24 protein-coding genes are annotated in these 25882 nt (G+C 70.4%); 9 read left to right on the top strand and 15 right to left on the bottom strand.

Going from position 1 to position 25882, the window contains the following annotated elements; all coding sequences use genetic code 11:
• The first annotated feature begins 130 nt into the window (after window positions 1–130).
• Window positions 131–670 (top strand): GtrA family protein, encoded by a 540-nt coding sequence (locus ACWGI2_RS30660; protein WP_453400251.1) that lies wholly within the window; start codon window positions 131–133, stop codon window positions 668–670.
• Window positions 671–677: 7 nt separating this feature from the next.
• On the opposite strand, the gene ACWGI2_RS30655 is transcribed toward ACWGI2_RS30660, so the two are convergent.
• Window positions 678–1955 carry an ATP-binding protein gene (locus ACWGI2_RS30655; RefSeq protein WP_453400250.1) on the bottom strand — a complete coding sequence of 426 codons (1278 nt, stop codon included), beginning with the start codon at window positions 1953–1955 and terminating at the stop codon, window positions 678–680.
• Window positions 1956–2115: 160 nt separating this feature from the next.
• Window positions 2116–2793 carry a response regulator transcription factor gene (locus ACWGI2_RS30650; protein ID WP_160505424.1) on the bottom strand — a complete coding sequence of 226 codons (678 nt, stop codon included), beginning with the start codon at window positions 2791–2793 and terminating at the stop codon, window positions 2116–2118.
• Window positions 2794–3270: 477 nt separating this feature from the next.
• Here ACWGI2_RS30650 and ACWGI2_RS30645 point away from each other — a divergent pair, with 477 nt between their 5' ends.
• Together ACWGI2_RS30645 and ACWGI2_RS30640 are read left to right on the top strand one after the other, a co-directional pair.
• On the top strand, window positions 3271–4797 hold the full coding sequence (locus ACWGI2_RS30645; protein WP_453698833.1) for a peptide MFS transporter: 1527 nt from the start codon (window positions 3271–3273) through the stop codon (window positions 4795–4797).
• Window positions 4798–4901: 104 nt separating this feature from the next.
• A complete protein-coding gene (locus ACWGI2_RS30640) occupies window positions 4902–5732 on the top strand; it encodes an alpha/beta hydrolase (protein ID WP_453698832.1) in 831 nt (276 codons plus the stop codon).
• Between the two features lie 164 nt (window positions 5733–5896).
• Here the strand turns inward: ACWGI2_RS30640 and ACWGI2_RS30635 are convergent, their stop codons facing one another.
• The 6 genes from ACWGI2_RS30635 to ACWGI2_RS30610 form a co-directional block, all read right to left on the bottom strand.
• The gene (locus ACWGI2_RS30635) at window positions 5897–7237 is read right to left on the bottom strand and encodes a hypothetical protein (protein ID WP_453698908.1); all 1341 of its coding nucleotides are present in this window, start codon (window positions 7235–7237) and stop codon (window positions 5897–5899) included.
• Window positions 7237–8430, bottom strand: a complete 1194-nt coding sequence (locus tag ACWGI2_RS30630; RefSeq protein ID WP_453698830.1) for a hypothetical protein — start codon at window positions 8428–8430, stop codon at window positions 7237–7239. The genes ACWGI2_RS30635 and ACWGI2_RS30630 overlap by 1 nt, the downstream gene beginning before the upstream one ends.
• Window positions 8427–9425, bottom strand: coding sequence for a WxL protein peptidoglycan domain-containing protein (locus ACWGI2_RS30625; protein ID WP_453698828.1), 999 nt, complete (start codon window positions 9423–9425; stop codon window positions 8427–8429). The genes ACWGI2_RS30630 and ACWGI2_RS30625 overlap by 4 nt, the downstream gene beginning before the upstream one ends.
• Window positions 9426–9533: 108 nt before the next feature.
• On the bottom strand, window positions 9534–10265 hold the full coding sequence (locus ACWGI2_RS30620; RefSeq protein ID WP_453698827.1) for an LPXTG cell wall anchor domain-containing protein: 732 nt from the start codon (window positions 10263–10265) through the stop codon (window positions 9534–9536).
• Window positions 10266–10445: 180 nt separating this feature from the next.
• Window positions 10446–10964 carry an ATP-binding protein gene (locus tag ACWGI2_RS30615; RefSeq protein ID WP_453698825.1) on the bottom strand — a complete coding sequence of 173 codons (519 nt, stop codon included), beginning with the start codon at window positions 10962–10964 and terminating at the stop codon, window positions 10446–10448.
• A gap of 277 nt (window positions 10965–11241) precedes the next feature.
• Window positions 11242–11610 carry an STAS domain-containing protein gene (locus ACWGI2_RS30610; RefSeq protein WP_453400243.1) on the bottom strand — a complete coding sequence of 123 codons (369 nt, stop codon included), beginning with the start codon at window positions 11608–11610 and terminating at the stop codon, window positions 11242–11244.
• A gap of 238 nt (window positions 11611–11848) precedes the next feature.
• Between ACWGI2_RS30610 and ACWGI2_RS30605 the strand changes: the two genes are divergently transcribed.
• On the top strand, window positions 11849–12844 hold the full coding sequence (locus ACWGI2_RS30605; RefSeq protein WP_453698823.1) for an RNA polymerase sigma factor SigF: 996 nt from the start codon (window positions 11849–11851) through the stop codon (window positions 12842–12844).
• 144 nt (window positions 12845–12988) lie between these two features.
• On the opposite strand, the gene ACWGI2_RS30600 is transcribed toward ACWGI2_RS30605, so the two are convergent.
• Window positions 12989–13684: an aspartate/glutamate racemase family protein gene (locus ACWGI2_RS30600; RefSeq protein WP_453698822.1), complete on the bottom strand. Its 696-nt coding sequence runs from the start codon at window positions 13682–13684 to the stop codon at window positions 12989–12991.
• A gap of 62 nt (window positions 13685–13746) precedes the next feature.
• Complete coding sequence (locus ACWGI2_RS30595) at window positions 13747–14124, bottom strand: ATP-binding protein (RefSeq protein ID WP_453698820.1); 378 nt, start codon at window positions 14122–14124, stop codon at window positions 13747–13749.
• A gap of 117 nt (window positions 14125–14241) precedes the next feature.
• On the opposite strand from ACWGI2_RS30595, the gene ACWGI2_RS30590 reads away from it, so the two are divergent.
• Window positions 14242–15093, top strand: coding sequence for a helix-turn-helix domain-containing protein (locus ACWGI2_RS30590; RefSeq protein WP_453698818.1), 852 nt, complete (start codon window positions 14242–14244; stop codon window positions 15091–15093).
• Window position 15094: 1 nt separating this feature from the next.
• Complete coding sequence (locus ACWGI2_RS30585) at window positions 15095–15289, top strand: DUF397 domain-containing protein (RefSeq protein WP_453698816.1); 195 nt, start codon at window positions 15095–15097, stop codon at window positions 15287–15289.
• 61 nt (window positions 15290–15350) lie between these two features.
• Here the strand turns inward: ACWGI2_RS30585 and ACWGI2_RS30580 are convergent, their stop codons facing one another.
• Entirely contained in the window at window positions 15351–16016 is a 666-nt protein-coding gene (locus tag ACWGI2_RS30580; RefSeq protein WP_453698814.1) for a TetR/AcrR family transcriptional regulator, read from the bottom strand.
• A gap of 80 nt (window positions 16017–16096) precedes the next feature.
• On the opposite strand from ACWGI2_RS30580, the gene ACWGI2_RS30575 reads away from it, so the two are divergent.
• Entirely contained in the window at window positions 16097–17032 is a 936-nt protein-coding gene (locus ACWGI2_RS30575) for a zinc-binding dehydrogenase (protein WP_453698813.1), read from the top strand.
• 31 nt (window positions 17033–17063) lie between these two features.
• Here the strand turns inward: ACWGI2_RS30575 and hutI are convergent, their stop codons facing one another.
• From hutI to hutU, 4 genes are all read right to left on the bottom strand, one after another.
• Window positions 17064–18239, bottom strand: coding sequence for an imidazolonepropionase (hutI, locus tag ACWGI2_RS30570; protein ID WP_453400235.1), 1176 nt, complete (start codon window positions 18237–18239; stop codon window positions 17064–17066).
• Between the two features lie 315 nt (window positions 18240–18554).
• A complete protein-coding gene (locus tag ACWGI2_RS30565; RefSeq protein ID WP_453698811.1) occupies window positions 18555–19907 on the bottom strand; it encodes a formimidoylglutamate deiminase in 1353 nt (450 codons plus the stop codon).
• Entirely contained in the window at window positions 19904–21106 is a 1203-nt protein-coding gene (locus ACWGI2_RS30560) for an allantoate amidohydrolase (protein WP_453698906.1), read from the bottom strand. Before ACWGI2_RS30560 ends, ACWGI2_RS30565 begins: the two co-directional genes overlap by 4 nt.
• Window positions 21107–21228: 122 nt before the next feature.
• On the bottom strand, window positions 21229–22893 hold the full coding sequence (gene hutU / locus ACWGI2_RS30555) for a urocanate hydratase (RefSeq protein ID WP_453698810.1): 1665 nt from the start codon (window positions 22891–22893) through the stop codon (window positions 21229–21231).
• Between the two features lie 149 nt (window positions 22894–23042).
• Between hutU and ACWGI2_RS30550 the strand changes: the two genes are divergently transcribed.
• Window positions 23043–24428 carry a diaminopimelate decarboxylase gene (locus tag ACWGI2_RS30550; protein ID WP_453698809.1) on the top strand — a complete coding sequence of 462 codons (1386 nt, stop codon included), beginning with the start codon at window positions 23043–23045 and terminating at the stop codon, window positions 24426–24428.
• Window positions 24429–24507: 79 nt separating this feature from the next.
• Window positions 24508–25878, top strand: a complete 1371-nt coding sequence (locus ACWGI2_RS30545; RefSeq protein WP_453698808.1) for an APC family permease — start codon at window positions 24508–24510, stop codon at window positions 25876–25878.
• The last annotated feature ends 4 nt before the right edge of the window (window positions 25879–25882 follow it).

Genomic DNA, 25882 nt, shown 5'->3' with positions numbered 1-25882 from the left:
GTGTGGAGGCGTCCCCGCGCGACGGACGGGGGTCGCTGGTTAGCATGGCTGGGTTGACGCGACCGAATCACCACATACGTCGACGAGGACGAAACCGAACGAATCGACGACGGGGGTTGAGGCGACCACCATGACGGAACGTGGCGCACTACGGGTGCGACTGGAGCAGCTCGCGCGCGAAGTGGCCAAGTTCGGTGCCGTGGGGGCGCTGGGCACGCTGGTGAATTTCAGCGTCTCCAACCTGCTGTGGCACACCACGGACCTCCAGGCCGTGCGCGCGAACGTGATCGCCACCGTCGTCGCCATCGCCTTCAACTACGTGGGCTTCCGTTACTTCACGTACAGGGACCGTGACAAGACCTCCCGCACCAAGGAGCTCACGCTGTTCCTGGCCTTCAGCGCGGTCGGCCTGGTGATCGAGAACGGCGTCCTGTACGCGGCGATCTACGGCTTCGACTGGGACAGCCCGCTCCAGCGCAACATCTTCAAGTTCGTGGGCATCGGCATCGCCACCTGCTTCCGCTTCTGGTCCTACCGCACCTGGGTCTTCAAGGCACTGCCCGCGCGGGAGACCGTCGCCCGTGCGGAATCGTTCCTGGAGGGCGGGTCCAGCGGCTCCACGGTGGCGCCGCCCACCCCGAAGCGTCCTGCCGGGCGCGGCACGCGCTAGGCCCCCTCTAGCGCACCGTCTCCTCGTGCTCCCGGTCGCGCTTCTGCGGCGGCGTACGCGACAGGAAAAGACCGAAGACCGGCGGCTTGGTCTGGAGCATCTCCAGGCGGCCGCCGTCCGCCTCGGCCAGGTCCCGGGCGACCGCGAGGCCGATGCCCGTCGAGTTGCGGCCGCTGATGGTGCGCTCGAAGATCCGCGCGCCGAGGTCGGCGGGGACGCCCGGCCCCTCGTCGGTGATCTCGATGACCGTCTGGGTGCCCGTGACGCGGGTCCGCAGGGCGACGGTGCCGCCGCCGTGCATGAGCGAGTTCTCGATGAGCGCGGCGAGGACCTGCGCGACCGCCCCCGGAGTGCCCACGGCCCGCAGATGCCGCTTGCCCGAGCTGACGATGGCGCGGCCCGCGCTGCGGTAGGCCGGGCGCCACTCCTCAAGCTGCTGCTTGATGACCTCGTCCAGGTCGAAGGAGACGGCGGAGCCGGTGCGCGGGTCACGTGAGTTCGTGAGCAGCCGCTGCACGACGTCGGTGAGGCGCTCGACCTGCGCGAGCGCGATCGTGGCCTCCTCCTTCACCGTGTCCAGGTCCTCGGTGACGGTGATCTCCTCCAGGCGCATGGAGAGGGCCGTCAGAGGCGTACGCAGCTGGTGCGAGGCATCAGCCGCGAGCCTGCGCTCGGCGGTCAGCATCCGGGCGATCCGCTCCGCGCTGCCGTCCAGGACGTCCGCGACGCGGTCGAGCTCCGGCACCCCGTAGCGCTTGTGGCGGGGCCTCGGGTCGCCCGAGCCGAGGCGCTCGGCGGTCTCCGCGAGGTCGGTGAGCGGCGAGGCCAGGCGGTTGGCCTGGCGTACGGCGAGGAGTACGGCGGCGATGATCGCGAGCAGGGCCACGGCGCCGATGATCAGCAGGGTGCGGCCGACCTCCTGGGTGACCCTGGTGCGCGGCTCCTCGACGGTGACCTTCTCGCCCTCCTCGCCCTTGGCCGTGTCGTGGATGACGTCGCCGGTGGGGCGGCTGCCGATCTCGATGGGGGCGCGGCCGGGGATCTCGATGAGGGCGTAGCGGTCGGTGTCGACCGCGGCCACGTCCCGCAGGATCTCGGCGCTGATCCGCTCGTCGCTGATGAGCCTGCTGTCGACGATGCTGGCCAGGCGGTACGCCTCGCTCGTCACTCGCTCCTGGGCGCTGCTGCTGATCGTCCTCGTCTCGACGATCACCAGACTCACGCCGAACACCGCGATGACCACGAGGACGACGGCGAGGGTGCTGTTGATCAGTCTGCGGCGCATTCACTCAGTGTCGCCGATCGAAGCCGCCCTCAGGGGCGCGGGGAACTGCGCGAGCAACCCAAGAAGACCCGCACCCGCGAGGCGCCCGACGTGGGCAGACGCGTCTGCGGGTCCGTCGTGGCTGGCCGCGCAGTTCCCCGCGCCCCTGACGGGGCCGACCTCAGCTTTTTTCGAAGCGGAAGCCGACGCCCCGCACAGTGGCGATGTACCGCGGGTTCGCCGCGTCGTCGCCCAGCTTCTTGCGCAGCCAGGAGATGTGCATGTCCAGGGTCTTGGTGGACGACCACCACGTCGTGTCCCAGACCTCGCGCATCAGCTGGTCCCGGGTGACCACCCGGCCCGCGTCCCGGACCAGGACCCGGAGCAGGTCGAACTCCTTGGCCGTGAGCTGGAGCTCCTCCTCGCCCATCCAGGCGCGGTGCGACTCGACGTCGATCCGCACGCCGTGCGTGGCGGGAGCCTGCTGCGGTTCGGCCGCGCCGCGCCGGAGCAGGGCCCGGACCCGGGCGAGCAGTTCGGCGAGGCGGAAGGGCTTGGTGACGTAGTCGTCGGCGCCCGCGTCGAGGCCGACGACGGTGTCCACCTCGTCGGCGCGGGCGGTCAGGATGAGGATCGGCGCCGTGTGCCCCTCCGCACGGAGGCGGCGGGCCACCTCCAGGCCGTCCATGCCGGGCAGCCCCAGGTCGAGTACGACGAGGTCGACGCTGCTCTGCAGCCCGGCGTCGAGGGCGGTCGGGCCGTCCTCACGCACTTCGACCTCGTACCCCTCCCTGCGCAGGGCACGGGCCAGCGGCTCCGAGATGGACGCGTCGTCCTCGGCGAGCAGTACACGGGTCATGGGGTGATGGTAGTCCGCACCGGAGGACCGTCGTGGGGTGATCGCCCGCTGACGGTCGACCCCTGCGGCTATGGGGTGCGATCCTGAGGATCACCTTTAAATGTGGGCCGCTGGTTCCGCCGTAACCTGTGATCCATCTCTCAAGTCCTTCCATATGCCGCACTGTCGTGGCGTATGGTGACCCAACGCCTGATGCACTATGCAAGGACCTTTGGCCCACTGTGCGGCCTTAGGTCTCTTTTATGTGCGGGCCGGCTTCTGCCAGCCTTGAAAGGAATGACCTGTGGTCGGGCCCTGCGCGTGAAGATGCGCCCAGGGCGTGGATCTCGGAGTCGCCGTACCAGCGCCTTCCTCGAAACGGATCGCGATTCTCCCCCCGGGCGTGGGGGTGTGGACGGTACGACCCCGGTGCCGACCGCCCCCCACCGGGCGCGCACACGCTCTTGCCGCGCGTCCCGAACTCACGAGGATCGACCCATGGCGTCCAGCCTGACGAAGGACTCCGCCGGTACCCCTGGCTCCGAGAAGACCTTCTTCGGCCACCCCCGCGGACTGGCCACACTCTTCATGACCGAGATGTGGGAGCGCTTCTCCTACTACGGCATGCGCGCTCTGCTCGTGCTCTACCTGGTCTCCGGCGGCGCAGACGCGGCCACCGGCAGCCAGGGCGGCGGCCTCGCCTACACCGCGGCGGCCGCCACGGCCATCTACTCCGTCTACGTGGCCATGGTCTACCTCATGGCCATGCCCGGCGGCTGGATCGGCGACCGCGTCTGGGGCGCCCGCAAGACCGTGGCGATCGCGAGCATCGTGATCGTCGCCGGTCACCTGTGCCTGGCCCTGCCGAGCTCGGCGATGTTCTTCGTCGGTCTGGCCCTGGTCGCGGTCGGCTCGGGTCTGCTGAAGGCCAACATCTCGACGATGGTCGGCCAGCTCTACAGCGACCCGAAGGACCTCCGCCGCGACGGTGGCTTCACCATCTTCTACATGGGCATCAACCTCGGTGCCTTCGCGGCGCCCTTCGCCATCGGCATTCTCGGCGAGAAGGTCAACTGGCACCTGGGCTTCGGCCTGGCCGCGGTCGGCATGGCGCTCGGCGCGATCCAGTTCATGGTCGGCTCCCGCCACCTGTCCGCGGAGAGCAGCAAGGTCCCGAACCCGCTGTCCGCCGAGGAGAAGCGCGGCGTCATCGTCAAGACGCTGGGAGCCGTCGCCGTGATCGCGGCGTTCTACCTCCTGGTGGCCTTCACCGACGTCTACCGGCTCACCCTCAACTGGGCGCTGCTCCCGATCACCGTGGCCGGTCTGCTGATCCCGATCGCGGTGCTTGTCAAGATCAAGCGGGACAAGGAGCTCAACACCGAAGAGCAGACCAAGATGACGGCGTTCATCTGGTTCTTCGTGGCCGCCGCGATCTTCTGGATGATCTTCGACCAGGGCGCGTCGACGCTGTCCCTCTTCGGTGACTCCCACACCTCCCGGGACATCTTCGGCTGGGAGATGCCGAACACCCTGTTCCAGTCGCTGAACCCGGGCTTCATCATGCTGCTCGCCCCGGTCTTCGCCGCCCTGTGGATCAAGATGGCCCGCAGCAACCGCGAGCCCAGCACCATCGTGAAGTTCTCCTTCGCCCTGGTGATGGCCGGCGCCTCGTTCTTCGTGTTCCTCGTCCCGATGGGCATGGCCACGGGCGACACGAAGGTCACCATGTGGTGGCTGGTGCTGATCTTCCTGATGCACACGGTCGCCGAGCTGTGCCTGTCCCCGGTGGGTCTCTCCCTGACCACGAAGATGGCGCCCGCGAAGTACGCCTCCCAGATGATGGGTGTCTTCTTCCTCGCCGTCACCGCCGGTGACAGCGTGACCGGCATGCTCGCCATCGCCGGTGTCGACCTCAACGGCCGGGGCATGGTCGCCCTGGAGGCCGCGGCCGCGGTGCTCGCCGGCGTCTCGGTCTACATGGCCCGCAAGAAGGTCAGCGCGCTCATGGGCGACGTGCGCTGACCCGCACCTCCCCACGCTCGAACTGAGGGCCGCCGCACCACCCGGTGCGGCGGCCTTTGGTGTTTCTGCGGGTCCCTGGCCGCGGGACAGTGCAGCATCTGGCCATGCGACGTACGTTGCCGACCTTCGCCCTGTGTGTGGCGTTGCTGTCGTCCAGTGCCGCCGTCGAGGCCGCACCCAGACCATTGCCGGGCCGGACCTTCTCGTACGGGGAGCACCCGCGGCAGAACATCACCGTGTACGGCGACCGGTCCGGGCACCCCGCCCTGATGATCCTGCACGGCGGATCCTGGGTGCGGGACACCGACTGGAGCCGGCGGGCGCGGTGGTTCGCGGACCGCGGGTTCACCGTGTACGACACCGACTACCGGCTCGCCTCCGACGCCGCCTGGCCCGCGCAGCGCGACGACGTGCTCGCGGCCCTGCGGTGGATCAAGCGGCGCGGCGGTGGCACACCCGTGGTGCTCGGGTCCTCCGCCGGCGGGCATCTCGCCGTCAGTGCCGGGGCGTACGGCGCCGGACGCAAGCGGATGCGGGGCGTGGTGGCGCTCTCCCCCGTGGCCTCGCCCTTCCGCGCCTGGCAGGACGGCGGGATGCTCGCCGCCTCGCCACCGCAGCGCAAGCTACGGCTGACGGCGGAGCTGCTCGCGGGGTGCGTGCCGGACCGGGCCTCCGGGCGGTGCTGGAACAAGTGGGTCGACCTGAGGGCCAAGTCGCACGCCTCCGGCAAGGACGACGCGCCCATGTACCTCACGCACTCGGCGGCGGACTTCGTGCCGGTCGCCCACTCGACGGACCTCGCGCACGCGCAGAGGTCTGCGGGCCTGCGGGACGTTGCGGTGCGCATTGAGCCGGGCACCGCGCACGGGGGCGAGCTCCTGAGGGACCCGGCGGTCGCGCAGACCGTGCTGCGGTGGCTGCGGCAGCGCGTTTGAGGGGGGCGCCCACTTCAGGGGCGCGGGGAACTGCGCGAGCGGCCCACGGCGACTCGCACCCGCCGGACGGACCGCCGTAGGCAGACGCGTCTGCGAAGTCCGGACCGTTGGCCACCGCGGGTCGTCTTTGGCTGGTCGCGCAGTTCCCCGCGCCCCTTCGGGCGCTATCGCAAGCCGCTCCTCCGCCTCGGGAGGAACGTGAAGACCGCGCCGCCAAGGAGGATCACCGTGCCCGCGACCAGGCCGAGCGCGCGCAGGGCGCCGTTGTCGTCCGCGCCGGTCTCGGCGAGGCCGCCGCCGGACGCCGAGCCGCCCCCGGTGGCCGCACCGCCCCCGGTGTCGGAGCCCCCGGCAGACCCTGAACCGCCGGCCGCGCCACCTGGCTGCGCCGCCGTGTCGATCTCCAGGGAGACCTCCGCCTTGGACGGCGTGCAAGTCGTCGTCGTACCGAGCGCCTTGACCGTGAGAACACCCGGCGAGAGCGTCGACTTGCCGTCGGCTCCCGGCTTGTACGTGCCGGTCAGGTCAGGGATGGTCATCGGGTCGCCGGACTTGATGGGCTCCTTGTTGGTGGGGCCCTCGACATGCACCGTGCCCTTGTCCGCGCCGCCCAGCTTGACCTCCATCGACGGCTTCACCGAGTCCGCGGGGATGTCGGCGGGGCTGTCCATGACGGACTTCTTGAACTCGACGGTGAGGCCGTAATTCCCGCCGTCCTTCTTGGCGTTGATCTGGACGGGGGACGTGGCGTCCTTGTCGCCGATGGGCGTCTTGCACTTGTAGGGGGTCTGGACCTCCTTGCCGGGGAAGTCGGTCTTGCCCCCGTCGTCGCCACCGCCACCGGTGTCGCCGCCACCCGTATCGCCGCCGGACGTGGACCCGCCCGCCGTGGACCCGCCCGACGTACTGCCACCGGAAGTGCTGCCGCCCGAGGCCGTGCCGCCGCCCGAACCGCCGCCGCCCTCCGTCACCTTGATGGTCGCGCCCGCCTTGACCTCTTCCTTCGGCGTGCACTTGGTGTCGGTCGACATCGGCTTGCTGACGTTGATGTTGTACGCGCCCGGGGTGAGCGTGACGTCGCCCGCCTTGGTCAGCTTCAGCTTGCCCTTCATGTCGGACAGGACCATCGGGCTGTTCTTCTTGATCGGCGGATTGACCCGCTCGCCCGCCACCGCCAGGTCACCGGTCTGGCCGCCGCCCAGCTTGATGGTGCCGGACGGCTTCACCGTGTCCTTCTCCAGGTCGAGGACGTCCGGGTTCTTGGACGCGGCCTGCGTCGTCTTCCATACGACCTCGACCTCGTCGCCCACCTTCGCGGTGGCCGGCGCGGTGATCTCGACCTTCGTGGTGCCCTGCACGGGTGGAAGGCCCGAGATCGACGGGGGTATGCACTCCGTCTTGTACGCCACCTCGGCCGCCTGCGCGGGACCCGCGCCCAGCAGGATGCCCGCCCCGCCGAGCAGCAGCGAGACCGAGGCCGCGCCCGCTCTCCGTCGTGTGCTGATCACGTGTTTCCCTTCGTCGTCGGGCTGTTCTCTGACGGTGCGGAGAGCTGTCCGGCTGCGGGTGCGGTCCCGGCGCCGGGGTCTGTGTCAGGGGTGAACCACGGGAGGGTGCCCGTGTTCGTGGCGGTGTCGGTGCCCTTGCCGGGCTCACGGGACGGTTTCGTACGTGGCGTACGGGCCGCCTCGTCCGCCGCGACCGCCCCCTGGGGCAGCCGCAACTTCGGTAGCCGGTCGGTGAGTTCGGCGATCCTGCCGGTGCGGTGGCGTCCGGCCGGGCGGGAGCCGCGGCCGCCCCGGCGGCGGCCCGGGTTGAGCTTGTCCACCACCGCCATGCCGATGCGGAAGACGGCGGCCGGCACGACGACGCAGAGCAGGATCCAGAAGACGGTGACGCCCCACGGGCGGCCGACGCCCCAGGGCTGCTCGGCGAGAACCTTGCCACCGAACTTCAGGGAGACGAGGTAATCGCCGTGCGCCCCGGCCGAGAGCTCGACCGGCAACTTGATCTGGGCCTTCTTGCCCGGGGCTATGGTGCCGCGCCACTGCTGTTCCTCCCACTGCGGGGCGAACACGCCGTGGGAGGTGCCCACTTGGAAGACCGGGTCCTTGACCGGGGCCGCGCCGACGTTGCCCACGGTGAAGACGAACTTGCGGGACGGCGGGGCACCGAACCAGGTCAGTACGCCGCTGGAGCCTTCCAGCTGGGTGTCGGTGAGGACGGACAGCTTGCCGCCGCCCTGCTGCTCGGGCAGGGGCTTCACGGGGTGGCCCGCGACCTTGAAGGCGGCGTCCGCCTGCGCCTTGTCCCCCGTCACCGTGGCCACGTGGACCACGCAGGGGCAGGGCTTGGGGGGCTCGGCCACGGGGAGCTTCTTGCTGAAGGCGCCCTTGCCGTCCGTGGTGACGGCGCGGCCCGAGTCGTTGGCGCAGGAGTTCGTGCCGCCGGGCACGCCCTTGCCCGGGGTGGACTGGCCGCAGATCAGCATCATCAGCAGGGCGTTCTTTCGCCACCCCTCGCCCTTGACGGTGATGTCGCCGCCCTTGCCCGCCTCGGCCTTGGAGAGGGTGACGGTCGGCTTCTCGGCGGCGGTGGCCCCCGCCGCCGGGAGCAGCGAGAAGGCCAGGGCCGCCAGCACGGCGGCCCCGGCGATGTACCGCTTGACTGCCCACAACGCGGGCCGCTCGACGTTCACAGTTGCTCGCCCCTTCCCGTGCCCGCTCCCGCCAACTCCGGTTCCGTACCGCTCTGTTCAGGCTCGTCCCGTGGCGGGTCCCCGATGGCCCTGCGTCTGCGTACGAACCAGACGCCCGCCGCCACGAGCCCGAGCACCCCGGCCCCTGCCCCCGCCACCGCTCCCCACGGCACGAAGCGGGCCGATGCCGTCGCCTTGTCGTGGGCTCCGCCCGCCGCCGTCACCGTGAGCGCGACCTCGACGGAGTCGAGCGCGGGGGCGTCCGTCCACGGTTCCGTCAGGGTGACCCTGCGGCCGGGCAGGAGTTCCACCGGAAGCGTGCGGGGCCCCCGGTCGAGCAGCGGGCCGAAGAGACCCTCCGCGTGGACCTTGAGCCTGGGGGTCAGGACCGTGTTGCCGCGGTTGACGACGTCGTACGAGATGCGCTCGCCCTCGGCCTTCACGCGCTCGACCGTGAGCGCGGACAGCGTCGGACCGCTCACCCGCAGATGCACGCGGACCCCGGCGTCCCGGCCGCCCTCAGGGCCGCCCTCACGGCCGCTCTCCCGCGCGACGATCGCCCCGGGGTGGTCGCCCGGCACCGCGCTCTCGGGGACGCTCACGCTGAACGGCACCTCGGCGCGGGTGCGCGGCGGCACCTTCACCTTGCGCTCGGCGAACGTGATCCAGGAGCCGGTGTCCTTCGGCCTGCCCCGCTCCAGCGTGAACGCGCCGCCCTTGGTGTTGTCCGCGTCCGCGCCGCTCAGCTCCACCGTGCGCGGCTTCGACCCCGGATTGGTGACCGTCACCGTGTCCTCCAGGACGGAGCCGGGCGTGCCCTCCACGTAGAAGTAGGGCCGCCCGTCCTTCGCCGGCCGTGTCCCTCCTCCCGCGGAGGGCGCGACGGACCACGCTCCGGAGTCGTCGGCGAACACCGGAGTCGCCGGTGCCACGCCCGTCACCAGTAAGGCCACGACCACGGTGAGAGCACGGGCAACGGACAGCAGCGACGGCATCGGCGGCTCCTGGATCTTCGTACGCTCGGCACGCGCCGAACGCGTCGTACGCGGCGGTCGGACGGGGCGCGCGCGGTCACCGCGTCCCCGCGACGCCGCACACCGCGCCTAGCGCGACCGGGCCGCCTGGTTCCTGCGGGTCAGCCAGAGCGCGCCTGCCGCGCCCGCGAGCAGCACCGTGCCGCCGAGGGTGCCGAGCGCGATCGCGGAGTCCGCGGGTCCGGTCTGCGGGAGCTCCTCGCCGCCCGAGGGGGCGCTGGCCGAACCGCCCGAGCCGCTGTCGTCACTGGATCCGCCGGAGCCGCCGCCCGTCGTTCCTCCGCCGCCGGAGCCCTTCACGTCCAGCGAGAGCGAGGGCTTGGGGCTGTTGGACGGCGTGCACGTCGTCGTCGTGCCGAGCGCCTTGATGGTCAGGACATCCGCGGTGAAGGTGACCTTGCCGCTCTTCTTCGGCGTGTACGTCCCCGACAGGTCGCTGATCTTGATGGGGGTGTTGGCGGGGATCGCCTTGTCGTTGGGCGCCCCGGACACCGGCACCGTGCCGCTCTCCGCTCCGCCCAGTTTGATGAGCGCGCTCGGCTTCATCGCGCCCTTGCCAAGCTCCACGGGGCTGGACGAGACGCCCTTCTGGAAGGACATGGTGAGTTTGTAGCCGCTGCCGCTCTTGACGCTCTTGATATCGATCGGCGAGACCGCGCCCTTGTTCCCGATGGGCGTCTTGCACTGGTAGTTGACGTCCTGGACCTCGGCCTGCGCGGCGGGGGCGGCCATCAGCACCGCCGAGCCGCCGGCCAAGGCCGTGGCAAGCGCGAGCGCGGCCCTTCGTTTCTGGTACGACACCTCGAGTTCCCCTCATGCCGGTCGTGGCGTGCCGCGGTGCGGATTTACTGACGGCACATCAGATTGGGCGCTCAAGGTACGCCCGGGGCCTTGCCGAGGGAAGACAAAGAACGCGCCGGATCTTCAGTGATCCGGCGCGCGTACGAACCGTGGGTAACCCAAGGGGGAGCTGAGCGGGCCCTACACGGGCGCGCTCAGCTCGGCCCACACCGTCTTGCCCGACACCCCGGGGGTGCGGACGACCCCCCAGTCCAGGCAGAGCCGCTGGACTATGAACATCCCGTGCCCGCCGGGCCTGCCGACGCGGTGCGGGGTACGGGGCGCGGGCTGACCGGCGCCGCGGTCGGACACCTCTATCCGCAGCACCTTGCTGTCGGAGGAGATCCAGAGCTCGTCGGGGCCCTCGGCGTGCAGGCAGGCGTTGGTCACCAGCTCGGACACGACGAGGAGGACGTCCTCAGCGGCCGCCCGCTGATCGGCGCCCGCCGCGGGCAGCCAGCCCCACGCCTGCAACGCCTGGCGCGCGAAGTCGCGGGCGAGGGGCACGATGCCGCTGGCGCCGTCCAGGCTCAGCCTGCGGACCTGGCGCCCCTGACGGCCGGTGGCAGCCGGGGCGGCCTGGTCCGCGGGAGCGGCCGCGGCAACGGCCTCGTACTCCGGGCCGCGGTCGCCCGGCGAGCAAGGCCGGGTGGTGCTCATCAGCGCTTCACCTCACCGACAAGAGGACTCTGGACAAGGAACTGGACAAGTAGCGGGGCTCCAAGAGGGATCATCGGCTGCTCGGCCGTTCCTGCTGTTGATTTGGCAACGTTTGATTCACGGACCGCTGTCGACGGATCCAGGGTGTCTCCTGCCCGGCCGAACCGTGAGAACACCCACTTATTCGACGCGACCCGTGTGACGCTGGTAACGCGATGATCACACAGAGACAACTGACGCGTAACTCTTGAGTACGCTCCGTCAGCGGGCCGCCCGGTCAGTCGGCCAGCGCCGCCGCGAGCGTGTCGTGAACAGTGAAGACCGCGTCGGCTCCGGTGATCTCGAAGACCCGGGCCACCACCGGCAGCATCCCTGCCAGATGCACCCCACCTCCCGCGGCCTCGGCCTTGAGCCGGGCCCCCAGTAGGACATTGAGTCCGGTGGAGTCCATGAACTCCAGTCGCGAACAGTCGACGACCAGTCGCGAGAAGCCGTCGTCGAGGCAGGCCTCAAGTGGCTCACGCAACAAATCGGCGGTGTGGTGATCCAACTCACCCGCCGGAGTCACGACGACGCTCGGGCCCTCGGCCCGGACTTCGACCAGAAGTCGGCCCCGATGCGCGCTACCGACTGTCCCGCGGTCCATTCCGTCACTCACTTCCGACCGTCGTGGCTGTTGATGACGCCCCTGAACATTACGCCTTCCACACGCCCTCGGGTACCCGAACATCCCCCCGAATTCGGACATTTAGCCACACAACGCACTTGCGACCGGCCTGTGGAAACGGGTAGGGGTAGAAGAGACAGTAATCAACACGGACGGCTTTGGAGGCGCCGCACACCGCAGTGCACGTATTGGCATCGGCAGCCATATGCCGAGAACGATGGAGGACACCATGTCACCCCGGCTCGACGAATCGCGCACTGACCGAGCGACGTCGACACTCTCACCTCACCGTATCGAGACCGAGATCCCGGGTCCCCGCACGGAATCCGCGCCCGAAGGACTTCCGGCCCTGACGGCCGTGGCGGAGGCCGTGACGGAGGCCGTGACGGAGACGGAAGCCCTCGAAGGGCTCTCCGATCTGCCCGAGATCCCGCCGTTCGACGAGGTGGGCCCGCTGGATGCGAGGGCCCTGTCCAAGACCCTCTTCGAACGCCTCGAGTCGCTCGAGGAAGGCACGCACGAGTACGCGTACGTCCGCAACACCCTCGTCGAACTCAACCTCGCCCTGGTCAAGTTCGCCGCCTCCCGGTTCCGCTCCCGCAGCGAGCCCATGGAGGACATCATCCAGGTCGGCACCATCGGCCTGATCAAGGCGATCGACCGCTTCGAGCTCAGCCGAGGCGTCGAGTTCCCCACCTTCGCGATGCCGACCATCGTCGGCGAGATCAAGCGCTTCTTCCGCGACACGAGTTGGTCGGTGCGCGTCCCGCGCCGCCTTCAGGAACTCCGACTGGACCTCGCCAAGGCGGGCGACGAACTCGCCCAGCAATTCGATCGCGCCCCCACGGTGGGCGAGCTCGCCGAGCGCCTGGGCATCTCCAACGACGAGGTCGTCGAAGGCATGGCGGCGTCCAACGCCTACACGGCGAGCTCGCTGGACGCCCAGCCCGAGGAGGACGACTCCGAGGGCGCGCTGGCCGACCGGATCGGTTACGAGGACCACGGACTCGAAGGCATCGAGTACGTCGAGTCGTTGAAGCCGCTGATCGCCGAACTGCCGCCGCGCGACCGGAAGATCCTCTCGCTCCGCTTCGTCGCCAACATGACGCAGTCGGAGATAGGCGAGGAGCTGGGCATCTCGCAGATGCACGTCTCGCGACTGCTGTCGCGCACTCTCGTCAAGCTCCGCAAGGGATTGACCGTCGAGGAGTGAGGGGGCTCGCCGCTCGGCGTTCGTGCCGGTTCCTGGACCGCCGCTTCGCGACGGACGACTCCCACCCACCCACCCGTTTACCCCGCGTCTTGGGGTAGGCGGGTGGGTTGCTCTTGTTCTGGTCTCAAGGTGCGCCTTCTGGTCTCAAGGTGCGCTCAGTGCCGCCGCCACCGCCGCCTCCGCGTGCAGCCTCGTCGTCGGGAAGACCGGCACCGGGCTGTGCTCCTGCCCGACGAGCAGCTCGATCTCGGTGCAGCCGAGAATCACTCCCTCGGCTCCTTCCCGTACGAGATCGCCGATGACCCTCTGGTACCCAGCGCGAGACTCCTCACGCACCACCCCGAGGCACAACTCCTCGTAGATCACCCGGTGCACGAGCGCGCGCCCCTCCGCGTCCGGGATCAGGACATCGAGCCCGCGCGCCGCGAGCCGCTCCCGGTAGAAGTCCTGCTCCATGGTGAACGCGGTCCCGAGCAGCCCCACGCGCCGTACGCCGCCCCGCAGCACCGCGTCGGCGGTCGCGTCCGCGAGATGCAGGAGCGGCACGGAGAGGGCCTCCTGGACCTGTTCAGCGACCTTGTGCATGGTGTTGGTGCAGATCAGCACGAGGCCGGCACCGGCCGCCTCGACCCCCTTGGCGGCACGGGCGAGCACCTCGCCCGCCTGCTCCCACTCCCCCGCGACCTGCAACTCCTCGATCTCGGCGAAGTCGACGGAGTACAGCACGCAACGGGCGGAGTGCAGCCCGCCGAGACGCTCCCGTACGAGTTCGTTGAGCAGCCGGTAGTACTCGGCGCTGGACTCCCAGCTCATGCCGCCGATGAGGCCGATGGTCTTCATGGAGCCAGGGTCGCAGGCAGTGGCACGGGACGCCGCTGACGTCGCAGGAGACGGCGCAGCACCTATCCCTCCCCCAACTCGCACCAGACGGTCTTGCTGTCCGGCCCCTGCTCCACGCCCCAGCGCAGCGAGACCGCGTCGAGCAGGGCCAGGCCGCGGCCCGTCTCGTCGTCGCTGCCCGCCTGCCTGAGCAGGGGCCAGGCGCACGGGTCGGGGTCGGTGACCGCCACCCGGATCCGGCCGGGGGCTCCGGTGAGGCGGACGGTTACGGGGGTTCCCTCGCCGAGGTGCCGGATCACGTTGCTGAGCAGTTCGCTGACGCAGAGCTGTACGTCGGGGTGGGGGCCGTAGGGGTGCCTGCTGAGGGTGTGACGGAGTTCGGGCACCGCCTTGGGGACGGCGAGCAGGGCGAGTTCGAAGTCCGGGGCGGGGTCTCTCATGGGGGGTACGCCTTCCGTGCGCTCTGTGACGATGTGCTCACACAGTGGCGTCGGAGCGGCGTAGCGTGACAGGGGTTTGGGTTGCGCAGGGCAACCGGCAAATGGCGGTGGTGAGTTGTGCCTCCTCGTAAGGATCCCGACGCGTCGGCGAATGTTCCAGCCTTCTATGGCGCCGAGTTGCGCTTCAAAAGAGAGGCCGCGGGCCTCACCCTCGAACAGCTGGCCGACGGCAGCTATCGGGGCATCTCCTTCCTCAGCCAGATCGAGCGCGGCGAGCGGCGCATGCCGCGCGATCTGGCCCAGCACGTCGACGAGAAACTCCGGACGGACGGCTTTTTCCAACGCCGTTGTGAAGATGCGCGCAAGGCCCGCCAGGGCGGTCACGCCGAGTACTTCGCGGATGTCGCGGAGATGGAGCGGTATGCGGAGTCCATCGAGGACTGGGCTCCGATGATTGTCCCTGGGCTGCTGCAGACACGGGCGTACGCAGAGAGAGTGGTGCGGATCAGCCTGCCCTGGCTGCGGCCGGGCACCGTAGAGAAGCAGGTCACCGCGCGTATGGAGCGCGCGTCGCTATGGGAGCGGGAAGAGCCTCCGGCCTTCTGGGCGATTCTGCATGAGTCCTTGATCCGCAGGCCGCTTCTGCCGCCGGGGCAGATGTCGAACCTGCTGGAGCACATCCTCACGGTGATCCAGTCCGCGCAGGGCGTTCTGCAAATCCTTCCGGGAACGTCGACGGCCCACCCCTTCATGATGGGCATGACCAGGACCATGACCTTCCCGGATGCTCCCCCCGTGGTGTACACGGAGGGCCTCCACAGCGGCCAACTCATCGACTATCCAAGCCTCGTGAAGGACTACCGCAAGTCGTACGATCTGCTCAGGGCCGCCGCACTGTCACCCGAGGCGTCCCTGGCCATGATCGAGGCAGCGGCAGAGGACTACCGAAATGGCAAGCAGCCAGATTGACTTGAGCTCGGCGCATTGGCGCAAGAGCAGCTACAGCAACGGCTCGGGCGGCGAGTGCGTCGAAGTCGCCGACGGCTTCCCTGGCATCGTGCCCGTCCGGGACTCCAAGGTCACGGACGGTCCGACCCTCACGCTCCCCGCTACCGCTTGGGTCCCCTTCGTCACCGCCCTGGCGAAGGGCGAATTGGCCCTCTAAGGGGGGCGCAGTGATTACCCGTTGCAGGAAAGTCCCGGCCCGCACCACGGCGCACGGCGCATCAGCGGGACTTTCCTGCAACGGCCAGCTTCAGGACCTCCGGGATTACGGTGAACGTCGCGTCCATGTGGGCCACCAGGGCCGTTCGGTCCTGGCTTCCGCCGGGGGTGGACCACTCCGTCAGCGCGGCGCGCCACGCCGAGAGCATCAGCTCCAGGAGGAGCCGCACCCGTAGCGGATCCGGGGCCGGGCCCGTGCCGAGGCCGGCGACTGTCAGGGTGACCACCTCCTCGGTCACCTCCGCGCAGTGGCGCAGGCTGTGCGCGTTCAGCGCGGGCGTCGCGTCGGCCAAGGCGCGGCTCGACAGGAAGCGCCGCTCCCAGTCCTCCTCCATGCCCGCCACGGCCGCGTACAGCGAACGCTCGAAGACGGCGAGCAGGGGCTGATCGGTGAACGGACGCTCCTTGATGTCGTCGACGTAGGCCCGCCAGAGCTCCCGCTCCGGGGCGAGCGCGACGTCCTCCTTCGAGGCGAACGTACGGAAGAAAGTGCGCTTGGAGACCTCGACGGCCTCCACCAGCTCGTCGAGTGTGGCCGCGGCGAAGCCCTTCTCCGTGAAGAGTTCGAGCGCCGTCTCGACGAGCGCACGCCGCGTACGCAGCTTCTTGCGCTCCCGAAGGGGCAGTTCGCTCAGGCTGCCATCGCCCTTGGTCGTCTCCGTGGCCATGAACGCCATCCTAGACGCGTCGCCCCCTGGACGCCTTTGCCCCTTGATGGCTTTTGCCACTCAGTGGCATTATGCGCTGCATGCGAGCACTCACGATCGATCACTCCGCTCCCGGCCACCTCTCCCTGCGCGAGGTCCCCGACCCGGAGCCCGCGCCTCACCAGGCGCTTGTCCGCGTCCACTCGTTCTCCGTCAACCACGGGGAAGCCGCCCACGTCGTCCCGAGCGCCCCGGACGGGGCCGTTCCGGGATGGGATGCCGCCGGGGTCGTCGTGCGGGCCGCCGCTGACGGGTCGGGGCCCACCGCCGGAACGTCTGTCGTCACGCTCGGGCCCGAGGGCGCGTGGGCCGAACTGCGGGCCGTCGATACGCAGTTGATGGGGCGGGTACCCGCGGGCGCCGACCTCGGCGCGGCCGGGGCGCTGCCGGTTGCCGCCGGGTCGGCTCTGCGGGGACTGCGGAGGCTGGGGCCGATTCTGGGGCGCCGGGTGCTCGTGACGGGGGCGAGCGGTGGCGTCGGCCGGTTCGCGGTGCAGCTCGCGGCGCGTGGGGGCGCGCACGTCGTGGCGGCGACCAGCGACCCGGCCAACGCCGAGGCACTCACCCGCCTGGGCGCCCACGAGATCGTGCCGAGCGATGAACTGAAGCTCGCGGCTCCGGTGCACGGTGTGATCGATGTGGTGGGCGGTCCCCAACTCGTCGACGCCTACGGCGCGTTGGCTCCCCGCGGGACGCTGGTCGCCATGGGGCACAGCTCAGGTGCCGGGGAGAACTTCCCGTTCGGCGCACTCTTCGGGGACGGCGGTCGCCACGACCGCTCGCTCACCACGTTCTTCCTGATGGACGACGCGGACGGCCTCGCCGCCGACCTCGAATGGCTCGCCTCGCTCGTCGCGCGCGGCGAACTCGACCCGCAGATCGGGTGGCGCGGGGACTGGGGCCGCACCGAGGACGCCCTGGCCGCGCTGCTCGCCCGCGAGGTCGCGGGCAAGGCGGTCCTGGACGTCCCCCAGTAGTGCCGCAGTAGTTCCCCAGTAGCGCCTCCTTTCAGAGCCGGACGCCCCGCTGCCACACCTCGCTGACCAGCGGAACCCCCGGCCGGTACGCCAGGTGGACATGGCTCGGGGCGTCGAGCAGGGCCAGGTCGGCGCGGGCCCCTTCGCGTACGAAACCGACGTCCGTGCGGCGCAGGGCCGCCGCGCCGCCCGCCGTTGCCGACCAGATGGCCTCGTCCGGGGTCATGCCCATGTCCCGTACGGCGAGGGCGATGCAGAAGGGGACGGAGGAAGTGAAAGAGCTGCCCGGGTTGCAGTCCGTGGAAAGGGCGACGGTTGCGCCCGCGTCGAGGATGCGGCGGGCGTCGGGCCACTCGGCTCGGGTGGAGAACTCGGCGCCGGGGAGGAGGGTGGCCACCGTGTTGCTGTTCGCGAGGGCGTCCACGTCCGCGTCCGTGAGGTGCGTGCAGTGGTCCGCCGATGCCGCGTCCAGTTCCACGGCGAGCTGTACGCCGGGGCCGTACGAGAGCTGGTTCGCGTGGATGCGGGGGTGGAGGCCGCGTGCCTTGCCCGCCGTGAGGATCGCGCGGGCCTGGTCGCCGTCGAAGGCGCCCTTCTCGCAGAAGACGTCGATCCAGCGGGCGTGGGGGGCGCAGGCCTCCAGCATGGGGCCCGTGACCAGGTCGACGTAGGCCGCCGGGTCCTCGGCGTAGTCGGGGGAGACGATGTGGGCGCCCATGAACGTGACTTCGTCCGTGTGGCGGGCCGCGATCTTCAGTGCGCGGGCCTCGTCCTCGGTGTTGAGGCCGTAGCCCGACTTCGTCTCGAAGGTGGTGGTGCCCTGGCGGAGGGCCTCGCGGAGGTAGTGCGTGAGGTTCGCTTCGAGCGTCGTGTCGGTGGCGGCTCGGGTTGCGGCGACCGTGGTGCGGATGCCGCCGGCGGAGTAGGCGCGGCCCGACATGCGGGCGTTGAACTCCTGGGTGCGGTCGCCTGCGAAGACAAGGTGGGAGTGGGAGTCGACGAAGCCGGGGATGGCCGCGCGGCCCTGTGCGTCGTGGGTCTCGTCCGCTGCGGGGGCCTTGGCGGCGGGGCCTACCCAGGCGATGGTCCCGGTCTCGCCGTCCAGGACGACGGCGGCGTTCGTGAGGAGGCCGAGGGGGGTTCCGTCCCCCTGGGAGGGGTCGTTCGTGACGAGGCTGGCGATGTTGGTGATGAGGGTGGTGGGCATGAGGGCTCCGTGGTGGGCTGAGGTTTTGACGGGTTCCTTTTCCCCAACCCCGCCCCTTCCCGAAAACCCGCTCTGGCGCGGGGGCCTTGGTGACCGTCATCACCGGCTCCGCCGAGCTCGTCCTCAAACGCCGGACAGGCTGGAATTTTCAGCTGCGGGGCAATCGGGCGGGCGGGCGGGAAAAGCTCGTTCGGTGCGGGCGAGACTGCCGGGTGATCGGGTGGGTGGGTGGGAGAGGCTCGTTCGGGGCGGGCGAAGCTGCCGGGTGATCCGGTGGTTGGGCGGGAAGCTCCGCGGCGGTGCAGGACCGCCGGCTCAATCTCGCAGCGCCGCGATCGCCTCCGTCAGGGCTGACGGGACGTCGGGGATCGAGGCATGGACCCCGTCCCGTACGACGTGGCGGCCCCCCACCACCGTGTGCCGCACGTCCGCCGACGTCGCCGCGAACACCGCCGTCTCCGCCGCGAGGCGCGGCAGCGGGCCCGCCGTGCGGACCGAGTCCAGGGCCACGGTGGCGAAGTCGGCCAGCGCCCCCGCCTCGATCACGCCCGCGTCCGCCCAGCCCAGCGCCGCATGCCCGTCCGCCGAAGCCGCCCGCAGCAGCGCCGCCGCCGTCCAGTGGCCCCGCGTGTGCGAGCGCAGGCGCTCGTTCAGTTCCATCGCCCGCGCCTCTTCGAGGATGTCGATCACCGCGTGGCTGTCGCTGCCCAGGGACAGCGGGCTGCCCGCCTGCTGGAGGCGTACCGCCGGGCCGATGCCGTCCGCCAGGTCCCGCTCCGTCGTGGGGCACATGCACGTGCCCGTCCCAGTACGGCCGAGCAGGGCGATGTCCTCGTCCGTGAGGTGCGTGTTGTGCACGCCCGTCGTGCGGGGCCCCAGCACCCCGTGGTCCGCCAAGAGGCGCGTAGGCGTGCGTCCGTGCACCGCCTGGCACGCCTCGTTCTCCGCCGTCTGCTCGGAGAGGTGTACGTGCAGCGGTGCCCGACGAGCTGAAGCCCACTCCGCCACCACGCCCAACTGCCGCGCGGGCACCGCCCGTACGGAGTGGATCGCCGCGCCCACGCGTGCGTGCTCGCGGTCCTTCAGGGCCGACGCCCTCTCCGCCCACGCCTCCGTCGTACCGTCGGAGAAGCGCAGCTGGTGGCGGTTCGGGGGCTCGCCCCGTGACTCCGTCAGGAGCCCGGACGCCACGTACGCCGTGTCCAGGAGGGTGATGCGGATGCCCGCTTCCGACGCCGCCTCGATCAGCGCCTCGCCCATCGCGTTCGGGTCGGCATAAGCGACACCGCCCGGCGCGTGGTGCAAGTAGTGGAACTCGCCGACCGCGGTGATGCCCGCGAGGGCCATCTCCGCGTACACCGCGCGGGCCAGCGCGTGGTACGTCTCGGGCGTCAGCCGGTCCGCCACCGAGTACATGACCTCGCGCCACGTCCAGAACGTGCCGGAGCCGACCTGGACCGTGCCGCGCAGGGCACGGTGGAAGGCGTGCGAGTGGGCGTTCGCCAGGCCGGGGAGCGTCAGGCCGCGCAGCACCGTCGCGCCGGGCGGCGGCGCTTCGACGCCCTTGCGGACGGCCGTGATCCGGTCGCCCGTCACATCGACCGCGACCCCCGGCTCGACATTCGTGTCCAGCCAGGCATGCTCAAGCCAGTAAGTCTCCGTCGTCACCTGCACGCCAGCCCTTCCAGTACGTCGGCCAGTGCGGTCACCCCGGCCACGCAGTCGTCCTCGGCGGCGAACTCGGCCGGGGAGTGCGAGATGCCCGTGGGGTTCCGTACGAACAGCATGGCGGTGGGGATCGACTCGGACAAAATACCCGCGTCGTGTCCGGCGCCCGTTCCCAGGACGGGGACGCTCCTGCCCGTGCCGCCGCTGAGGATCGTGCCCAGTTCGTCCCGCAGGGCGTGCTCGAACTCGACCACCGGCGTGAAGGACTCACGTACGACGTCGAGGTCGATGCCGTGCCGGTCCGCGTACTCACGGGCCGCCTTCTCGATGCCCGTCACGACCGTGTCGAGGGTGGACTGGTCGGCCGCACGGGAGTCCAGCCAGCCCCGCACCAGGGACGGGATCGCGTTGACGCCGTTCGGCTCCACCGAGATCTTGCCGAACGTGGCCACCGCGCCCGCCAGTTCGGCTTCCCTGCGTGCGGCGAGGACCGTCTCCGCGTACGTGAGCATCGGGTCGCGGCGGTCCACCAGGCGGGTCGTGCCCGCGTGGTTGGCCTCGCCCCTGAAGTCGAAGCGCCAGCGGCCGTGCGGCCAGATGGCGGACGCGATGCCCACCGGGTCGCCGGAGAGGTCGAGGGCGCGGCCCTGCTCCACGTGGAGCTCCACGAACGCCCCGACGCGGGCGAGGCGTTCGGGGTCGGGGCCGATGGCCGCAGGGTCGTACCCCGCCGCCTCCATCGCCTGCGGCAGCGTGATCCCGTCCGCATCCGTCAGCTCGTACGCCTTCTCGCGCGTGAGCTTCCCCGCGGTCAGGCGTGAGCCCACGCAGGCCAGGCCGAAGCGGGCGCCCTCTTCGTCGCCGAAGTTGGTGATGGCGAGGGGCCTGGTGAACTGCACGCGCCTGGAGCGGAGTTCGTCCAGCGCCGCGAAGGCGGAGACGACCCCGAGCGGGCCGTCGAAGGCGCCGCCGTCCGGGACGGAGTCCAGGTGGGAGCCGGTGACGACCGCGTCACCGCGGGACGGGTCGCCGAGCCAGGCCCACTGGTTGCCGTTGCGGTCCAGTTCGTAGGTCAGGCCCCGGCTTTCCGCCTGGGCCTTGAACCAGGCTCGGCAGTCGGTGTCCGCGCCGGTCCAGGCGTAACGGCGGTAGCCGCCGGAGTCGCCGTTCCGCCCGATAGGGCGCAACTCCCGCCACATCTCCTGGAAGGACGGGGCCTGTCCGGTGGGCTGTGCGGGCGCGTTCCCGTCCGCGGGTGCGCCTGTGCCCACCCGTGCCGCCCCAGCGGCACGACTGCCCACAGGCTGGGCGGCCTGATCGCTCACGCCTCGCCACCCTCGCGCATCGGGATCCGTACGCCCTTGGCGTCGGCGACCGACTCCGCGATGTCGTAGCCCGCGTCCACGTGCCGGATGACGCCCATTCCGGGGTCGTTGGTCAGGACGCGGCGGATCTTCTCGCCCGCCAGCTCCGTGCCGTCGGCGACCGAGACCTGGCCCGCGTGGAGGGAGCGGCCCATGCCGACGCCGCCGCCGTGGTGGATGGAGACCCAGGAGGCGCCCGACGCGACGTTCACCATGGCGTTCAGGAGCGGCCAGTCGGCGATCGCGTCCGAGCCGTCCAGCATGGCTTCCGTCTCGCGGTACGGGGATGCCACCGAGCCGCAGTCGAGGTGGTCGCGGCCGATCGCGAGCGGGGCGGCGAGGGTGCCGTTGCCGACCATGTCGTTGAACATGTCGCCGGCCTTGTCGCGCTCGCCCTGACCGAGCCAGCAGATGCGCGCCGGGAGGCCCTGGAAGTGGACCCGCTCCCCCGCCATCTTGATCCAGCGGTGCAGGGACTCGTTCTCCGGGAAGAGGTCGAGGAGCGCCTTGTCCGTCTTGTGGATGTCCGAGGCCTCACCCGAGAGCGCCGCCCAGCGGAACGGGCCCTTGCCCTCGCAGAAGAGGGGGCGGATGTAGGCGGGGACGAAGCCAGGGAATGCGAACGCGCGGTCGTAGCCCGCGAGTTGGGCCTCGCCACGGATGGAGTTCCCGTAGTCGAAGACCTCCGCGCCCGCGTCCATGAAGCCGACCATCGCCTCGACGTGCTTGGCCATGGACTCACGCGCGCGGGTGGTGAAGCCCGCCGGGTCCTTGGCCGCGTACGACGCCATGTCGTCGAAGTCGACGCCGGTCGGGAGGTACGCGAGCGGGTCGTGGGCCGAGGTCTGGTCGGTGACGATGTCGATGGGGGCGCCCTCGGCGAGCATGCGCGGCAGCAGGTCGGCGGCGTTGCCGAGCAGGCCGATGGAGAGGGGCTTGCGCTGGTCGCGCGCCTCGACCGCGAGCTGGAGCGCGTGCTCCAGCGAGTCGGCCTTCACGTCCAGGTACCGGTGCTCGATGCGGCGCTCGATGGCGCGCGGGTCGACGTCGATACAGATCGCGACGCCGTCGTTCATGGTGACGGCGAGCGGCTGGGCGCCGCCCATGCCGCCGAGGCCGGCGGTGAGGGTGATCGTGCCGGCGAGGGTCCCGTTGAACTTCTTGGCGGCGACGGCGGCGAAGGTCTCGTACGTGCCCTGGAGGATGCCCTGCGTGCCGATGTAGATCCAGGAGCCGGCCGTCATCTGGCCGTACATCGTGAGGCCGAGGGCCTCAAGGCGGCGGAACTCCTCCCAGTTCGCCCAGTCGCCCACGAGGTTTGAGTTGGCGATCAGGACGCGCGGGGCCCACTCGTGGGTCTGCATGACGCCGACGGGGCGGCCGGACTGGACGAGCATCGTCTCGTCCTGCTTGAGGGTCTTGAGCGTGCGCACCATCGCGTCGAAGGAGCGCCAGTCGCGGGCGGCCTTGCCGGTGCCGCCGTAGACGACGAGCTTGTCGGGGTGCTCGGCGACCTCGGGGTCGAGGTTGTTCTGCAGCATGCGGAGGGCGGCTTCCTGCTGCCATCCCAGGGCGCTCAGTTCCGTACCGCGCGGTGCCCGTACGGGGCGGGGTCCTGACATGGCGATGCCTCCTCGCGTAAAGCTCTGCTGGTGGTCTGCTCGTGGTGCGCTGCTGTGACCTTGTTATTCACATCCTGCGATGTTGAATAGAGCTAGTCAATACATGGAGAGGGCAGCGATACCGCGTCGCGGATGATTGGCTGGAACGCATGAGCGATCAGGGCATGGAGACCGCACACGCATCCGACGCGGGCCAAGAGGCACCCACTGACCCGGCCGCACGGCGTGACCAGGCCGTCCGCGCCGCCGTGGAACAGGGCCTCCTCGACCCCGCGTCCCCCCTCGTCGGCCTCCTTGACGTCACCGGCATCCGCACGTCAGCCGCCGCCCTGCGCGCCGCCTTCGAGGCGGTCACACCGCCCGGCACGCCCGTCCTGCACGCCTTCGCGGTGAAGGCGTCGCCCCTGGTCCCGGTCCTGCGGCTGCTTCGCGACGCGGGCATCGGCGCCGAGGTGGCGAGCCCCGGCGAGCTGGCCCTGGCGCGGGCCGCCGGGGTGCCGCCCACGCACACCGTCCTGGACTCTCCCGCGAAGACCCCCGCCGAGCTGCGCGAGGCCCTCGCACTCGGCATCGCAGTGAACGCGGACAACCCGCAGGAACTCGCCCGCATCGACGCGATGACGCGGTCGGCGCCCACCGTCTCCCCCATCGGCCTGCGCGTGAACCCGCAGATCGGCGGCGGCTCCATCGGCGCCCTTTCCACCGCGACCGCGACCTCCAAGTTCGGCGTCGCGCTGCACGACGAGGGCGCACGCGAGTGGATCGTCCAGGCGTATCTCGACCGCCCGTGGATGACGCGGCTGCACGCCCACTCGGGGTCACAGGGAATGCCCCTGGAACTGATGGTGCGGGGTGTGTCGGCGACGTACGAACTGGCCGAGGAGATCAACGAACGGGCCGGCCGGCAGCAGATCGACACCATCGACATCGGCGGCGGCCTGCCCGTCAACTTCGGCTCGGACGAGGAGACCCCGACGCACGCGCAGTACGCGCGCCGCCTGAAGTCCCGCGTGCCGGGGCTGCTCGACGGGCGCTACGGCCTGGTCACCGAGTTCGGCCGCTCGCTGCTCGCCAAGCACGGCACGATCCTGGCCCGCGTCGAGTACGCCAAGTCGGCCGGCTCACGGCCCGTCGCGGTGACGCACGCGGGCGTCCAGGTGGCGGCGCGCACGGTGTACGCGCCCGCGACCTGGCCGCTGCGGATCGCCGCGTACGACGCGAAGGGCCGCCCCAAGAGCGGCCCGCCCGTCGGCCAGGACATCGCGGGCCCCGCCTGCTTCGCGGGCGACCTGCTCGCCGAGAACCGCCCGCTGCCGCTGCTCGAACAGGGCGACTATGCGGCGGTGCTCGACACGGGCGCGTATTACTTCGCGCACCACTACTCGTACAACAGCCTGGCCCGGCCCGGCATTTACGGCTTCTCCGGGGGCCCGGGCGAAGAGGTCACCTTCGCCACCGTGCGGGAGCCGCAGACCCTGGAGGAGATCGTCGCCGAGTCGGGAGGCGGACAGCGGGACGCGCTGCGCGACCTCTGAGGTTGCTCAACTCCCGCATTCCTGAGGTACTTCCGGGGCAGATGCTCCCTCCAGGCACACCCTCGGGGGAGATGATCCTGTGACGACGTCCGGCACACCCGCCACCACGCCACCACCCGCCGAAGAACCCGCGCTGCACCGCGCGATCGGCCCCAAGCTCCTGATCCTCTTCGTGATCGGCGACATCCTCGGCACCGGCATCTACGCCACCACCGGCAAGGTCGCGGGGAAGGTCGGCGGCGCACTGTGGCTGCCGTTCGCGATCGGCTTCGTCGTGGCGATCCTGACGGCGGCGTCGTACGTGGAGCTGGTCGGCAAGTATCCGAAGGCGGCGGGCGCCGCCCTCTACACGCAGAAGGCCTTCAAGGTCCCCTTCCTCACCTTCATCGTCGCGTTCATGGTGATGGCATCGGGGCTCTCGTCGGCGAGCGCGGCGGCGCGCGCCTTCAGCGGCGACTACCTGAGCGAGCTGACGAGCGACGCGCTCCCGCCGACGCTGATCGCGATCCTCTTCATCCTCGCGCTCGCGGCGCTGAACCTGCGGGGCGTCGCCGAGTCGGTGAAGACGAACGTGGTCCTCACGCTCGTCGAGCTGACGGGCCTGGTCATCATCCTCGCGATCGGCGCGTACGCGGTCCTGAGCGGGGACGGGGATCCCGGGCGCCTCACAGACTTCGAATCCCCGGGAGGCGGCACGGGCTACGCGCTGCTCACCGGCATCCTCGGGGCGACCGCGCTCGGCTTCTTCGCGTTCGTCGGGTTCGAGGACTCGGTGAACATGGCCGAGGAGACGAAGGATCCGACGCGTACGTTCCCGCGGGCGATCTTCATCGGTGTCGCGGTGACGGGCACGATCTACGTCCTGGTGGCGCTGGTGTCGTCGCTGCTCGTGGACTACAAGGTGCTTGAGGGATCGAGCGGTCCACTTCTTGAGGTCGTGAAGGCGGGCGGCATCGACTTCCCGCACAAACTCTTCGCGCTGATCGCCCTGTTCGCGGTCACCAACTCGGCGCTGATCAACATCATGATGGCCTCGCGGCTCTGTTACGGCATGGCCAACGAGCGCATCCTGCCGCGCGCGATGGGCCGGGTCCTGTCCCGCCGCAAGACACCGTGGGTGGGCATCGTCTTCGTCTCGCTCCTGGCCGTCGGCCTGGTGTCGACGGGCGAGATCGAGGGCCTCGGCGACACGACGGCGTTCCTGCTGCTGTGCGTGTTCGCGGTGGTCAACGTGGCGGTCCTGGTCCTGCGCAGGGACAGGGTCGACCACGAGCACTTCCGTACGCCGACGGTGCTGCCGGTCCTTGGTGCGATCACCGCCCTGATCCTGGCGAGCCCGCTGGCGGACCGGCCTGCGGAGGTCTACATCCGGGCGGGCATCCTCGTCGCCATCGGGGTCGGTCTCTGGGCGGTCAACAGGGTGGTGATGAAGGCGCGGGGCGAGGACTGAGTGC

The sequence above is a fragment of the Streptomyces sp. NPDC054866 genome (genome assembly GCF_053610745.1).
Note: the sequence above shows the minus strand (reverse complement) of the source record. Positions and strands in the feature narration are given on the sequence as shown.

Excerpts from the sequence above, each read along its gene's own strand:
- ACWGI2_RS30640 (WP_453698832.1), top strand. The coding sequence starts at position 4,902 with ATGCGACGTACGTTGCCGACCTTCGCCCTGTGTGTGGCGTTGCTGTCG.
- ACWGI2_RS30610 (WP_453400243.1), bottom strand. The coding sequence starts at position 11,610 with ATGGACCGCGGGACAGTCGGTAGCGCGCATCGGGGCCGACTTCTGGTC.
- ACWGI2_RS30560 (WP_453698906.1), bottom strand. The coding sequence starts at position 21,106 with ATGTGGCGGGAGTTGCGCCCTATCGGGCGGAACGGCGACTCCGGCGGC.
- ACWGI2_RS30650 (WP_160505424.1), bottom strand. The coding sequence starts at position 2,793 with ATGACCCGTGTACTGCTCGCCGAGGACGACGCGTCCATCTCGGAGCCG.
- ACWGI2_RS30575 (WP_453698813.1), top strand. The coding sequence starts at position 16,097 with ATGCGAGCACTCACGATCGATCACTCCGCTCCCGGCCACCTCTCCCTG.
- ACWGI2_RS30600 (WP_453698822.1), bottom strand. The coding sequence starts at position 13,684 with ATGAAGACCATCGGCCTCATCGGCGGCATGAGCTGGGAGTCCAGCGCC.
- hutU (WP_453698810.1), bottom strand. The coding sequence starts at position 22,893 with ATGTCAGGACCCCGCCCCGTACGGGCACCGCGCGGTACGGAACTGAGC.
- ACWGI2_RS30625 (WP_453698828.1), bottom strand. The coding sequence starts at position 9,425 with ATGCCGTCGCTGCTGTCCGTTGCCCGTGCTCTCACCGTGGTCGTGGCC.
- ACWGI2_RS30645 (WP_453698833.1), top strand. The coding sequence starts at position 3,271 with ATGGCGTCCAGCCTGACGAAGGACTCCGCCGGTACCCCTGGCTCCGAG.
- ACWGI2_RS30605 (WP_453698823.1), top strand. The coding sequence starts at position 11,849 with ATGGAGGACACCATGTCACCCCGGCTCGACGAATCGCGCACTGACCGA.
- ACWGI2_RS30595 (WP_453698820.1), bottom strand. The coding sequence starts at position 14,124 with ATGAGAGACCCCGCCCCGGACTTCGAACTCGCCCTGCTCGCCGTCCCC.
- ACWGI2_RS30615 (WP_453698825.1), bottom strand. The coding sequence starts at position 10,964 with ATGAGCACCACCCGGCCTTGCTCGCCGGGCGACCGCGGCCCGGAGTAC.
- ACWGI2_RS30550 (WP_453698809.1), top strand. The coding sequence starts at position 23,043 with ATGAGCGATCAGGGCATGGAGACCGCACACGCATCCGACGCGGGCCAA.
- ACWGI2_RS30580 (WP_453698814.1), bottom strand. The coding sequence starts at position 16,016 with ATGGCCACGGAGACGACCAAGGGCGATGGCAGCCTGAGCGAACTGCCC.
- ACWGI2_RS30660 (WP_453400251.1), top strand. The coding sequence starts at position 131 with ATGACGGAACGTGGCGCACTACGGGTGCGACTGGAGCAGCTCGCGCGC.
- ACWGI2_RS30655 (WP_453400250.1), bottom strand. The coding sequence starts at position 1,955 with ATGCGCCGCAGACTGATCAACAGCACCCTCGCCGTCGTCCTCGTGGTC.
- hutI (WP_453400235.1), bottom strand. The coding sequence starts at position 18,239 with ATGCCCACCACCCTCATCACCAACATCGCCAGCCTCGTCACGAACGAC.